A 13188-nucleotide genomic window follows, 5' to 3' on the forward strand; every position below is an offset into this window, starting at 1 on the left:
ATTGGGAAGTGGGAACTGAATGCCTCACTTCGCCCTTCCCAATTCGCCCTTCCCACTTCCCTCCCCCTTCCCACTTCCAAAGTCATTCCCTGCCCACCAGGGGTACGAATACCACGCCCAGCACGTTGCGGGTCTCGAGCCCGCCGTCCTCGCCGCGCACCCCCAGGACCAGGTCCTGTCCGTACCAGCCCGTGTCCACGGGGATCACCAGCCGACCCCCCGGGCGCAGCTGTTCCACCAGGGTCGGGGGGATCTCCTCGGCCGCGGCGGTGACGATCACCGCGTCGAAGGGCGCCGCCTCGGGCCAGCCCAGCCGCCCGTTGCCGGCACGCACGTGTACGTTTTCATACCCCATCTCCCGAAGGCGTGACTCCGCCTGCGCGGCCAGTTCCGGCACCACCTCAATGCTGTAGACCTCGCCGGCGAGTTCCCCCAGCAGGGCCGCCTGGTAGCCGGAACCCGTGCCGATCTCCAGCACACGGCTCTCCGGGGTCAGTGCCAGCAGTTGGGTCATCAGGGTCACCACGAACGGCTGGGAGATGGTCTGGCCGTAGCCGATGGACAGCGCGGTATTCTCCCAGGCCAGGTCGAGGTCGCGTTCCGTCACGAACCGGTCCCGGGGCACGCGCCGTATCGCCTCGATGAGGGCCTCGTCAGGAGCCGGGATGCCGGTGCTGCCCGCGGTTTCCCGAAAGTCGCGTTTCAGAGTATCGATCAGGGCCTGGATGCCCTTGCGGCGTTTCGCATTCATGGCCATGTGCCGTCCGTTCGAGAGGGGTTCGTCCGTCGGGCCGGACCGGTGCGACGGCCTTGCCCGACATCCCGCTGCGACGCGTCTTTATTGCCGCTGACCGACGATCCCGTTCTGTCCTGTGCGCCGATCCCCGGTGGCTGGCGGTTGAAAGGGACAGTCAGGGGCATCATGAACAGTTTAGCCGATCCGGGGAGCGCCCCGCCGTCGCAGTGCCTGGCGATGCAGAGAAACGGTGCGAGTCGGTCGGCGGGGGCCGCTGAAGCGGGGCCGCGCGGCACCCGGCGGCCCCGGGTTGTGACGAGGCACGTCCATCCTGGTCTATGCTCTATGCCCGGCAGGGGTGTACGAGGCGAAAGGGTCCATGGGCGTCTGGAACAACACAGCACAGGTCATCGGCGGCACGCGGCTGCTGGTCACCCTCGTTGCGCTGGCCGTGGTGCTGACGTTCGCCGTCTATCAGACGCGCTGCACACCCGGCGTGGTGTCGTCCGAGTTGCTGGATACGCCGGTGCTGGAGGTGCGCCACGCCGGCGACGAGTTGTATCACCTGCGCGTGGAGCCGGTGGATGGGGACGTCGTCTGGGTGCGCTGGTACACGCACAGGCAACCGCCGGCGGTGGGTGACTCCATCCAGCTCAACATGACCGTCCTGGAAACCGGCGAGCGGAACTACCTGGTCATACGGGACATCATCCCCTGACGATCCTGGCCCGTCGGCCAGGCTTCCTGGCCACTTGCCACTGCCTTTAACCGGATTCCGGCAGCCTCATGAGCAGGGTCTGGATCTGGTTGGCGTGCAGGCGTTCCCGCACCTTGTTGAGTTCAGTGGTGTCGCGGAAGGGTCCGACGCGCACCCGATGCCAGGTGTCGGAGTTGACCTGGACCCGCTGGATGTCTGCCTCCACACCCAGCAGGGCGAGGCTTGCCTTCATGCGGTCAGCCTCCTGGAACTGGCGGAAGGAGCCGGCCTGAAGCATGTAGGTGCCGGGTTCCTCCACTGTCCTGGGGGCGGGCGGCGCCTCTCCGGGGCGCCTGGGCAGGACCTCCGGCTCGGGCACCACCACCTCCAGTTCCGGAAGCATGGTGTAGAAGTCGAATCGTGGCCTGGGCGCCGCGGGCGCCTCTTCCGGTCCGGTGCGGCGCACATCGCGGGTGTCGCGCTGGGGGGGTGCCGTGGACGTGACGCTTCGGGCCTCGGACGAGACGTTGTTGCCGCCGAGATAGACGAGAAAGGCGGCAAACAGTCCGACGGACAGGCCCGCAATCCCCCACGCCCATCCCGGGAGACCGCCGCCGGATTTCTTCTTCCGGCGGCTCACCGAGTGCTTGTAGTCTCTGGCCATTACATCTCCTGCGGCGCGGACACGCCCAACAGCTCAAGGCCGTTGGCGACCACCTGGCGAACCGCCAGAATCAGGCTCAGGCGCGCGTCCCGGATTGCGGCGTCGTCCACCAGGAACTGGTGGGCGTTGTAATAGGTGTGGAAGTCGTTGGCCAGCTCGCGCAGGTAATTGGCCACCTGGTGCGGCTCCTCGGCCAGGGCCGCGGCCTCCACCACCTCCGGGTAGCGGGCCAGTGTTGCCAGCAGGGCCTGTTCGTGATCCTCGGTGAGCCGGGCAAGGTTGGCCTCGCCGTTTGCCGGATCATGGCGGTAGCCCTTCGCTTCCATCTGGCGCAGCACGCTGCACACGCGGGCGTGGGCGTACTGGATGTAGTACACGGGGTTGTCGGCGGACTGGGACCTGGCGAGATCCAGATCGAAATCCAGATGCTGTTCGCAGCGGCGCATCACATAGAAGAATCGGGCGGCGTCTTTGCCCACCTCGTTGCGAAGCTCCCGAAGGGTGACGAAGCTGCCCGAGCGCGTGGACATCTGCACCCGCTCCCCGCCCCGGTAGAGGATGGCGAACTGCACCAGCAGCACGTCCAGGCGTGACGCATCCTCACCCAGCGCCTTGAGCGCCGCCTTTACCCGGGGCACGTAGCCGTGATGGTCCGCGCCCCAGACGTCGACCACGCGCTCGTAGCCGCGCTCCAGCTTGTCCATGTGGTAGGCGATGTCCGAGGCGAAATACGTGGTCTGGCCGTTGTCCCGCTGCACCACGCGGTCCTTTTCGTCGCCGAAGTCGGTGGAGCGGAACCACAGGGCGCCGTCCTGCTCGTAGAGATGGCCGGCCTCGCGCAGCCGTTCCAGGGCGAGGTTCACCGAACCCTTCTCGGTGAGCGAGCGTTCCGAATACCAGGTGTCGTAGGTGACGCCGAAATCGGCCAGGTCGGCGCGGATGTCGTCCAGGATGACGTTGAGCCCCAGTTCGAAGACGAAGCGATAGTGATTGTCGCCGAGCAGTTCCTGCGCGCGGGCGATCATGGCGTCGATGTATGCCTCCTTGTCGCCACCGTCGGGTTCGTCCGGGGGCAGGTCGCCCAGGACCTCGTGGGCCTCGCGCTTGTAGTTGTCGCCGTGTTCCCGGTGCAGGGTGGCCGCGATGTCGTAGACATAGTCGCCGCGGTAGGCGTTGGCGGGAAACGGCAGCTCCACGCCGGCCAGTTCCAGGTACCGGAGCCATACGCTGGTGGCCAGGATATCCATCTGCCGGCCCGCGTCGTTGACGTAGTACTCCCGATGCACATCGAAGCCCACGGCTTCGAGCAGATCCGCCACCGCCGCCCCGTACGCTGCACCGCGCCCGTGACCCACATGCAGGGGGCCGGTGGGGTTGGCCGAGACGAACTCCACCTGCACCCTGCGCCCGCGGCCGAGCTCGCTGCGCCCGTAGCGCCCGCCCTGTTCGCAAACGGTGGTGATCACGCCCAGACGCGCCCGCTCGCTCAGGAACAGATTGACGAAGCCGGGCCCGGCGATCTCGGTGCGTGCGATCAGGCCCGACTCGGGCAGACGGGCGATGATGGCCTCGGCGACATCCCGGGGGCTGCGCCGCGCGGGTTTGGCGAGCTGCAGGGCCACGTTGGTGGCAAAGTCACCGTGGGCCTTGTCCCTGGTGCGGGTTACCTGCACGTCAGCGGTCGTGTCCGCCGGCAGGGTGCCGTCCTGTCGAAGTGCATCGATGGCCTGTTGGATGAGTGCCTGGAGCTGATCTTTCAAGGTGGGGGATCCGGGGTCGCGGGGCTGAAGATTGGGGGCCAATTCTAACGCTCTTGAAGTGAGAAGTGGGAATATGGAAGTGAGAAGGGAGAATTGGGAAGTGAGATTAAAAGTACGAAGTGGGAACCGGGAAGTGGGAATGAACACCTCACCCCCTCCATCACATTCCGGGCATCCTGCCCTCCACCCTTCAGGCCAGCCTGTCGGCCGCTCAAATCCGCTCCCGACGGATTTGTCCTGAGCGCGAGGGAAAACCCCGCGGCACGGGCAGGGCCGGGTGCGTGCCTCCCCGGTTCCCACTTCCCGATTCCCACTTCCCAGCCCCCACTTCGTACTTCCCAATTCCCAATTCCCAATTCCCACTTCCGAACTCACACTTCAAGAGCGTCCACGTCCAGCGACCAGCGTACCTTGCGGGCGCCCGGGAGTTTTCCCAGGTTGGGCACCCATTGCCGCAGGGCACGATGCAGTGCCGGGCGTGACTCGCTCTGGATCATCAGCTGGGCCCGGTAGCGTCCGGCGCGGCGTTCCATGAGCGCGGGCGCGGGCCCCCAGGCCTGTACGGAATCGGGCTGCAGGGCCTCCAGCGCCCCGCGGGCGGCCTCCAGAAAATCGTGGGGTGCCCGGGCGGCGGTGGCCTCGGCCCGCAGCAGGGCAATGCTGGCGAAAGGGGGCAGGCCGGCAGCCTTGCGCTCGGCCAGCGCGGCCTCGGCGAAGGCCTCGTAGCCGCCCTCCACCAGGGTTCGCAGCAGCGGGTGCTCGGGGTGGTGGGTCTGGATCACCACCTCGCCCGGCCGGCCGGCGCGCCCGGCGCGTCCGGCCACCTGGATGATCAGTTGGGCCATGCGCTCGGCTGCGCGGAAATCCGCACTGAACAGCCCCTGATCCGCGTCCAGGATGCCCACCAGAGACACGTCGGGAAAGTGGTGGCCCTTGGCGACCATCTGGGTGCCCACCAGGATGCGGAACCTGCCGCTGCGCACGTCCTCCAGGACGGATTCAAGCGCACCCTTGCGCCGAGTGCTGTCCCTGTCCAGCCGGCCCGTGGACACGCCCGGAAAGTGCCTCTCCAATGCCTGTGCGATCCGCTCGGTGCCCTCCCCGAGTCCGCCCAACGTCCCGCCGCAGGCCGGGCATCGGGGCGGGCGGGGGCGTTCGTGGCCGCAGTGATGGCAGCGAATCCGGCCGTCGCCGTGATGCCAGGTCATGCGCGCGTCACAGCGGGGGCAGTCGGCCACCCAGCCGCAGGCGTGGCAGATGAGCGTGGGCGCATAGCCCCGGCGGTTGAGAAAGAGCAGGCACTGGCCGCCCGCCTCCAGGTGCGTCTCCATGCGTTTCAGCAGGCCGGTGGAGATGCCTTCATCCAGCGTCTGACGGCGCAGGTCCAGCAGTTCGGCCCGTGGCGTGCCGGCCCCGCCGGCGCGCTCGGTGAGCCGCAGGTGCGTGTACTGTCCGCGCGCCACGTTGGCGAGGCTTTCCAGGGACGGTGTGGCGGAACCCAGCAGAATCGGGATGTCCTCCATGCGCGCACGCATCACCGCCACGTCCCGGGCATGGTAGCGAAAGCCTTCATGTTGCTTGAAGGAGGTGTCGTGTTCCTCGTCCACGATGATGAGCCCCGGCCTGACCCAGGGTACGAACACGGCCGAGCGGGTGCCGATGATCACGCCCGCCCGGCCGCCTTGCGCGGACAGCCATGCATCCAGACGCTCCCGGTCGCCAAGCCCGGAATGCATGACCGTCACCGGCGCGGCGAGCCGGCCGCGAAAACGGCGCACCAGTTGAGGGGTGAGGGCGATCTCCGGCACGAGCACCAGCACCTGCCGACCGGCATCCAGGACCGCCTGGATCAGATGCAGGTAGACCTCGGTCTTGCCGCTGCCGGTCACGCCCTGCAGCAGATGACACGAGAAGCCGTCCAGAGCGCGGCTGACCGCTTCCACCGCGGCTGTCTGTGGCGGATGAAGCGGGGGCCCCGGTTTCGGCACGGCTGTGCGCGGCGGGACCCGGCTCGTCTCCCGGGATCGGACCCAGCCCTTCTCCTGCAGGGCCCGCAGCGGGCCCTGCCATCGCCCCGGGGGAATGGATTCCAGTTCAGTCGCGGACAGTCCCTCGGGAGCGTCCCGGAGAAGCTGCAGCAGAGCGGCCTGTCGCGGTGCCCGGGCCGGCTCGTCCCGCGCCTGGCGGCGGCCTTGTGCGGTGATCCGGTAGTACCGCCGTGTGCCGGCGCGGGCAGGCCGCCCCTGACGCAGGAGCACGGGCAGTGCCTGGTGAAGGACTTCTCCGAGGGGGTGGCGGTAGTACTCCGCGCTCCAGGTCAGCAGTCTGAGCAGGTTCGGGTCCAGGACAGGGGCCTCGTCCAGCACCTGCGTAACGGGGCGCAGCCGTGCCCGGGGCAGGTTGCTGGACGCCGGGGTGGCGGTCACCACACCCACCACCTCCCGGCGCCCCAGGCCGACGCGCACCCGCTGACCGGGGGCCGGAACCGGCATGCCATCGGGCATGAGATAGTCCAGGGCTTCCGCGAACGGACCCGGAACCGCGACCTGGCAGATCGGGGGAGTCGTGGGCATCGTGGTTACGTGACGTTCTTCATGTAATTTCCCACTAATGAAGCTAACCGCTTAAAACTTGTGACCTAAATCCGCTTTTCCACAAAACCTGTGGATAACTATGTGGAAAGCGTGTCATAAACGGGTGCCGAGGCGCTTGATCGTTGGCCGATCATTAACTTGAACAAAAAATGATCAGTCTGCAATAGTATTAAAAAACAATACCTTGAGATCCCATCGCCCGATTCTGTCACGGCCGGGCAGTGATCGTCCGCCCATGACCGTGACTTGTGAACAACTGTGTATAACGAGCCGGGCCGGATGCGGGCATCCCGGATGCGTCCTGCGCCCCCGCGCGGCCCCGAAGTTGTGATTCTATAGGCATTTTTGCGCCGGGTCCGTTGAGCCGGGTCATGCGGGTCCTGTACAAGTTCAGGCCATGGAGACGGGTCCATGGCAGCGCAACGCCGGCGCCTTTGCGGCTGACGCGCGTACGGCGGATGGCTGGGAGGCGGGACGGAATGAGTGCCGGCAGCCGGGTGAATCATGGGCTGGAAGATCCGACCCTTGACGTGATCCAGGGTCAGCCCCTGTTTCATGGTGTCGGGGCCGACGGACTTTCCGCCCTGCTTGCCACGGCGGGCATCCGGAACCTTGCCGCGGGGGAGACGCTGCTGGCGCCGGGTGACGGCAACGACCGCCTGTTCGTGGTCGTCACGGGGCACCTCGTGCTGCGCGTGTCGGACGATGAGGAGGCCGCGCGGGTACTGGGGCCGGGTGATCTGGCGGGTGAGGTCTCCCTGATCGCCAATGCGCCGGTGTACTCCCGGGTCATTGCCCGGGACGCCGCGCGCGTGCTGACGATTCCCCGCACCACCCTTTGGCGCATCGCCCACCGGGAACCCGTATTCACATGCAATCTCCTGCAGTACCTGGCGCGGCAGCTCGCCGGTGTGGGCAGCGCCATGCGTACCGCGCGGGCCCTGCAGGAGGAGTATCGGCAGCATGCCCATACGGATCCGCTCACGGGCCTGTTCAACCGCAGATGGATGGACGAGCGCCTGACCTTCGAGATCGCGCGCAGTGAGCTTCGCGCCAGGCCGTTGTGCCTGATGATGATCGACATTGACCATTTCAAACCCTACAACGACACGCACGGCCATCTGGCCGGTGATCTGGTGTTGCAGACCGTGGCCGCGACCATTCAGAACGTACTGAGAGAGAGTGACCTTGCCGTGCGCTTCGGCGGAGAGGAGGTGGTGGTCATCCTTCCGGGCACGGAAGCCTCCGAGGCCCTGGGCGTGGCCGACCGGCTGCATCGGGCACTGGCCGGGAGCGGTTACCCGGTCGTGGGAGGGACACCCCTGCCACGGGTGACGGTCTCTATCGGTGTGGCCGCCTGGCAGGCGGGGGACGATGCGGTCCGGCTGATCCGCCGGGCCGACAGGGCGCTCTACCGGGCCAAGGATGCGGGTCGGAATCGTACTTCGTTGTGAGGGGTGAGGGGTGAGGAGTAAGGCGTAGGCAGTGGTCACACCTATCGCCTCACCCCTCACCCCTGACGCGCCAGCCCCTAGCCGATCTCCTTGATGGCCGTGATCAGCTCACCCGCCACCTTCTGACCGTCGCCGTAGAGCATACGGGTGTTGTCGGCGAAGAACAGGTGGTTCTCCACGCCGGAGAATCCGGCGCCCTGGCCGCGCTTGATGACGATGACATTCTTCGCCTGGTCGGCGTTGAGGATCGGCATGCCGTAGATGGGGCTGTCCGGGTTGGTGCGGGCCACCGGGTTCACCACGTCGTTCGCGCCGATCACCACCGCCACGTCGGCGGTCTTGAACTCGTTGTTGATCTCGTCCAGGTCATAGATGATGTCGTAGGGTACGCCCGCCTCGGCCAGCAGCACGTTCATGTGCCCGGGCATGCGGCCCGCCACCGGGTGGATGGCGAACTTCACCGCCACGCCGCGTTCCTGGAGGAGCTGGGTCAGTTCCCAGATCTTGTGCTGGGCCTGCGCCACGGCCATGCCGTAGCCGGGCACGATGATCACCTTGTCGGCAAACGCCATCATGACGCCCGCATCGGTCGCCTCGATGGACTTCATGGTGCCGGTGATCTCCTCGGCCTCACCGCCGCCGCTGGTGCCGAACTGGCTGAACAGCACGTTGCTGATGGGCCGGTTCATGGCCTTGGCCATGAGCTGGGTGAGCAGCGTGCCGGCGGCGCCCACCACGATGCCGGCGATCATCAGCGCCGGGTTGTCCAGCACCAGGCCCTTGAAGCCTACGGCCAGACCGGTCAGGGCGTTGTAGAGCGAGATCACCACCGGCATGTCCGCCCCGCCGATGGGCAGGGTCATGAGGATTCCGAAGGCGAGCGCCAGCACGAAGAACACCAGCAGTACGCTTCCGCTCACCTCCGTTCCGCTGAAGGCGAGGATCAGGCCGCTGATGACGGTGACCGCGAACACCGCCAGGTTGACCCACTGCTGGCCGCCGAAGTGCAGGGTCTTCTTCATGATGCCCTGCAGTTTCGCGTAGGCGATCAGCGAGCCGGAGAAGGCCACCGAGCCGATCAGCACACCCAGCACCGCGATGAACTGGATGGTGAACGACATCTCGTAGACATGGGCCTGGAGCAGCGCGATCAGGCCGATGCCGGCGGCGGCGCCGCCGCCCATGCCGTTGTAGAGCGCGATCATCTGCGGCATGTCTGTCATGGGCACACGCTTGCCGCTCCACCAGGCCAGCGCGCCGCCGATGCCGATGCCGAGGATGATCAGCAGGTAGTTGACCAGCCCGCGCACCTCCGGGTGCACGAAGGTCACCACCGTGGCGATGATCATGCCGACGCCGGCCCAGACAATACCGCGCCGCGCATTGACCGGCGAGGCCATCTGCTTGAGGCCGATGATGAACAGTACGGCCGCTGCAAAGTAGGCAATGTTGATGATGAAGCTCATTTACTTGCCTCCCTTGCTGCTCTTGAACATCTCGAGCATGCGTTCGGTGACCACGTAACCGCCCACCGCGTTGCCCGCACCGAGGATCACGGCCACGAAGCCGATGGCCTGCTCCAGCGGCGTGGTCGCATGTCCGAGCGCCACCATGGTACCCACCAGCACGATGCCGTGGACGAAGTTGGAGCCGGACATCAGCGGGGTGTGCAGGATCACCGGCACCTTCGAGATCACCTCGTATCCGGTGAAGGCGGCCAGCATGAAGATATACAGTGCGACGAAACCCTCGATGCCGATCATGACTGACCTCCTTCCACCAGGCTGCGGGTCGCTTCGTGTTTGATCTCGCCTTCGTGCGTCAGGCAGCTCTTGGCGATGATCTCGTCTTCCCAGTCGGGCTTGAACTCGCCTTCATTGATGTGGGGCGAGAGGAAGTTGAGCAGGTTCTTGGCGTACATCTCGCTCGCGTGCAGAGCCACCTGGGAGGGGATATTCAGGGGGCCGTGGATGACCACGCCCTTGTGCTCGATGGTCTCGCCGGGCTTCGTGAGTTCGCAGTTGCCGCCGCCCTCGGCGGCAAGGTCCACGATCACCGCGCCCGGCTTCATACCCTCGACCATGGATTCCGGGATGAGCTTCGGAGACGGCCGACCGGGAATGGCGGCGGTGGTGATGAGCACGTCGGCCTTGCTGATGTACGCGGCCAGGGCCTCCTGCTGCTGTTTCTTCTCCTCGTCGGTCAGCTCGCGGGCGTAACCGCCTTCGCCTTCGGCCTTGACGCCCAGGTCCAGGAACTTGGCGCCCAGGGACTCCACCTGTTCCTTCGTGGCGGAGCGCACGTCGTAGGCCTCCACCATGGCGCCCAGACGCCGGGCGGTGGCGATGGCCTGCAGGCCAGCCACGCCGGCCCCGATCACGATCACCTTGGAGGGCCGGATGGTGCCTGCGGCGGTGGTGAGCATGGGAAAGAATCGGCAGGAGAGGTCCGCGCCCATGATGGCGGCCTTGTAGCCGCCGATGGCCGCCTGGGAAGACAGGGCGTCCATGCTCTGGGCGCGCGAGATGCGGGGGATCAGTTCCATGGCGAAGCTGGTGATCTTCTTCGCCTGCATGGCCTTGACCAGGTCGGGATTCTTGTGGGCGTGGAAGAAGCCCACCAGAGTGGCGCCGTCCTTCATGCGCTCGACATCCTCGACGCCCGGCGGGGCAACCCGGACCACGATGTCGGCCTCGCCGCACAGGGCGCCGGCGTCGTCCACCATGCGGGCGTCACCGTAGGCGTCGTCGGGGAAATGCGCCGAAGCCCCGGCGTCTTTCTGTATCAGGACTTCGAGGCCCAGCTTGGTCAGCTTGGCGACCACGCTGGGATCCAGTGCGACCCGGCGTTCGCCGGGGGCTGTTTCTTTTGGCACGGCCAGTTTCATGGGCATTGCTTACTCCGTCAGCCGGCGTAGGGCCCGGGGTCATCACTCGACCCTTCGCCGGACGTTTGGCGGGAACAGGATTTCGGAACGTGATTTTCCTGGCGGCGGATCTTGCGGAGGTCCGCTTCAAAAAGGGCGCTAATGGTATCGGATTCCTGCCCCACTTTGAAGTCAATTCCCTTTGTGCGTGCGGGGGAAAGTTGCTTTTCAGGGCCCGATCCGGTGCCGAAGGTGCGAGTCGGCTTGATAATTGCTTTGCATGCGGCTTCCGGATAAAGTCATGGCGGAACCGACAGGCTCGCCGAGGGTGACCCGGTGTTCGAATTGAACCAGCAAGTGCTTCGTACCGATGCGGCCGGCATGCCGCTGGAGTGGATCGACTACCAGCAGGCTGTGCGGCTCTACCATGCCGGGCAGGTGGCCTACACCTGCGGTGTGCTGCTCTATCGCGTCAGGGGCGGCATCAACGCGTTGTCCGGCCTGCGGAGCGTGGTGGAGGTCAATTCCATCATCGCCACCTTCGGCAGCAACCGGGCCATCCACGCGGGCTATGTGCCGCCGCTCAACAACCACGCGCTGTTCAAGCGCGACGCCCACCTGTGCATGTACTGCGGCCAGCACCACCCGGCCCATGAACTCTCGCGGGACCACGTCACCCCCCTGAGCCAGGACGGCGCCGATCACTGGCGCAACGTGGTCACCGCCTGCAAACGCTGCAACAACCACAAGGCCGGACGCACCCCGGAGCAGGCCGGCATGCAGCTGCTGGCCGTGCCCTTCGTGCCCACCCATGCCGAGTACATCTACCTGCAGGGCCGCCGCATCCTCGCGGACCAGATGGAGTTCCTGCAGTCCCACTTCCCCCGCTCCAGCCCGCTTCGCACCCGCGCACTGCAGTAGAGCCTTCAGAAGTGGGAAGTGTGAATCTGGAGGTGGGAAGTCCCCCACCCCAACCCTCCCCCGCGAGGCGGGGGAGGGAGTATCAACGGTGGTTATGCCGTTCTCCCCCTCCTCCCCCCTCGCCCTCTCCCTCTCCCTCAGGGAGAGGGCCGGGGTGAGGGTGGTTTCATTCCCACTTCCCAATTCACACTTCGCACTTCATACCTCACTTCCCAATTCTCACTTCGCATTTCTCATTTCCCACTTCAATTCTGTATCCTGCGACTGTATCCCACCACGCCGGATCATCCCCATGCGCTACGACGGCGAATCCGATTACCGCCACGGCAGTCCCGAATGCCTTGGGGTGCTGATCACCAACCTGGGCACTCCGGACGCGCCGACCGTCGGCGCACTGCGGCGCTATCTGAAGGAATTTCTCTGGGATCCCCGAGTGGTGGAGATCCCGCGGCCCCTGTGGTGGCTCATCCTGAACGGTCTCGTGCTGACCCGGCGCCCGAAGCGCAGCGCACCGCTGTACCGGAAGATCTGGACCCCGGACGGTTCCCCCCTGCTGGTCATCGGCCGCCGCCAGGCGCAGGGGCTGGCGGGGCGTCTCGCCGGGCGAATGACCGGCCCGGTGCATGTGGAGCTGGCCATGCGCTACGGCCAGCCTTCCATTGAAAGCGGCCTGAAGCGCCTGCGTGACGCGGGTGCCCGGCGCATGCTCGTGCTGCCGCTCTATCCCCAGTATTCGGCCAGCACCGGGGGTTCCACGCTGGATGCCGTCTCCCGCGTGCTGCGGCGCTGGCGCTGGGTTCCCCATCTGCGCTTCGTGGGGGATTATCATCAGGATGCCGGCTACCTGGACGCGCTGGCCCGCAGCGTACGGAGCTACTGGGACGCGCACGGGCGTGGCGACAAGCTGCTCATGTCCTTTCACGGCGTACCGAAGCGCTACCTGCTATCGGGTGATCCGTATCATTGCCAGTGCCAGGCCACGGGGCGGATGCTTGCCGAGCGGCTGGGGCTCGGGGAAGGCGAGTGGATCGTCACCTTCCAGTCGCGTTTCGGCAAGGCTGAGTGGCTCAAGCCCTACACCATCGAGACGGTGGCACAACTTGGCCGGGAAGGACTGGGCCGGCTGGACGTGATCTGCCCCGGGTTCTCCGCCGACTGCCTGGAAACTCTGGAGGAGATTGCCGAGGACAACCGGGAAACCTTCGAAGAGGCCGGTGGCGGGGAGTTCCATTACATCCCCGCGCTCAACGACAACCCCGATCACCTGGATGCCCTGGCGGATCTGGTCATGCGCAACGTGCAGGGCTGGCCCGAGGCCGATCCCGGTTACGCTCCCGGCGAGCGGGAACAGGCGGCCCAGGCGAGCCGCGCCCGGGCCCTGGCCATGGGGGCCAGGGACTGAATCAGCCACAGAGGTCACAGAGGTCACAGAGCAGGAACACCGATTCAGAAAACCGCTTCATCGGCCAAGGTGTGCTGAACCCGGAACCCCATTG

11 protein-coding genes are annotated in these 13188 nt (G+C 66.2%); 4 read left to right on the forward strand and 7 right to left on the reverse strand.

What is annotated here, in order from left to right:
- Window positions 1-82 precede the first annotated feature (82 nt).
- The gene (locus tag THITHI_RS0112410) at window positions 83-751 is read right to left on the reverse strand and encodes a protein-L-isoaspartate(D-aspartate) O-methyltransferase (RefSeq protein WP_026186317.1); all 669 of its coding nucleotides are present in this window, start codon (window positions 749-751) and stop codon (window positions 83-85) included.
- Window positions 752-1115: 364 nt separating this feature from the next.
- Between THITHI_RS0112410 and THITHI_RS0112415 the strand changes: the two genes are divergently transcribed.
- Window positions 1116-1454, forward strand: coding sequence for a hypothetical protein (locus THITHI_RS0112415; RefSeq protein WP_018233427.1), 339 nt, complete (start codon window positions 1116-1118; stop codon window positions 1452-1454).
- A gap of 46 nt (window positions 1455-1500) precedes the next feature.
- Here the strand turns inward: THITHI_RS0112415 and THITHI_RS0112420 are convergent, their stop codons facing one another.
- The 3 genes from THITHI_RS0112420 to THITHI_RS0112430 form a co-directional block, all read right to left on the reverse strand.
- Window positions 1501-2097 (reverse strand): SPOR domain-containing protein, encoded by a 597-nt coding sequence (locus THITHI_RS0112420; RefSeq protein ID WP_018233428.1) that lies wholly within the window; start codon window positions 2095-2097, stop codon window positions 1501-1503.
- The gene (gene argS / locus THITHI_RS0112425; RefSeq protein ID WP_018233429.1) at window positions 2097-3857 is read right to left on the reverse strand and encodes an arginine--tRNA ligase; all 1761 of its coding nucleotides are present in this window, start codon (window positions 3855-3857) and stop codon (window positions 2097-2099) included. Before argS ends, THITHI_RS0112420 begins: the two co-directional genes overlap by 1 nt.
- A 371-nt stretch (window positions 3858-4228) precedes the next feature.
- Window positions 4229-6430, reverse strand: a complete 2202-nt coding sequence (locus THITHI_RS0112430; RefSeq protein WP_018233430.1) for a primosomal protein N' — start codon at window positions 6428-6430, stop codon at window positions 4229-4231.
- Between the two features lie 500 nt (window positions 6431-6930).
- Here THITHI_RS0112430 and THITHI_RS18995 point away from each other — a divergent pair, with 500 nt between their 5' ends.
- Entirely contained in the window at window positions 6931-7905 is a 975-nt protein-coding gene (locus THITHI_RS18995; protein WP_018233431.1) for a GGDEF domain-containing protein, read from the forward strand.
- Window positions 7906-7982: 77 nt separating this feature from the next.
- On the opposite strand, the gene THITHI_RS0112440 is transcribed toward THITHI_RS18995, so the two are convergent.
- The 3 genes from THITHI_RS0112440 to THITHI_RS0112450 are packed head-to-tail and all read right to left on the reverse strand — an operon-like array spanning window position 7983 to window position 10798.
- Window positions 7983-9371, reverse strand: a complete 1389-nt coding sequence (locus tag THITHI_RS0112440) for an NAD(P)(+) transhydrogenase (Re/Si-specific) subunit beta (protein ID WP_018233432.1) — start codon at window positions 9369-9371, stop codon at window positions 7983-7985.
- Window positions 9372-9665, reverse strand: a complete 294-nt coding sequence (locus THITHI_RS0112445) for an NAD(P) transhydrogenase subunit alpha (protein WP_408643400.1) — start codon at window positions 9663-9665, stop codon at window positions 9372-9374.
- Window positions 9665-10798 (reverse strand): Re/Si-specific NAD(P)(+) transhydrogenase subunit alpha, encoded by a 1134-nt coding sequence (locus THITHI_RS0112450; RefSeq protein WP_018233434.1) that lies wholly within the window; start codon window positions 10796-10798, stop codon window positions 9665-9667. Before THITHI_RS0112450 ends, THITHI_RS0112445 begins: the two co-directional genes overlap by 1 nt.
- A gap of 354 nt (window positions 10799-11152) precedes the next feature.
- Here THITHI_RS0112450 and THITHI_RS0112455 point away from each other — a divergent pair, with 354 nt between their 5' ends.
- Both THITHI_RS0112455 and hemH read left to right on the forward strand, forming a co-directional pair.
- Window positions 11153-11692, forward strand: a complete 540-nt coding sequence (locus THITHI_RS0112455; RefSeq protein ID WP_051079998.1) for an HNH endonuclease — start codon at window positions 11153-11155, stop codon at window positions 11690-11692.
- A gap of 292 nt (window positions 11693-11984) precedes the next feature.
- Window positions 11985-13094: a ferrochelatase gene (gene hemH / locus THITHI_RS0112460; protein WP_018233436.1), complete on the forward strand. Its 1110-nt coding sequence runs from the start codon at window positions 11985-11987 to the stop codon at window positions 13092-13094.
- The last annotated feature ends 94 nt before the right edge of the window (window positions 13095-13188 follow it).

This window comes from Thioalkalivibrio thiocyanodenitrificans ARhD 1, from assembly GCF_000378965.1.
GTDB lineage: Bacteria > Pseudomonadota > Gammaproteobacteria > Ectothiorhodospirales > Ectothiorhodospiraceae > Thioalkalivibrio_A > Thioalkalivibrio_A thiocyanodenitrificans.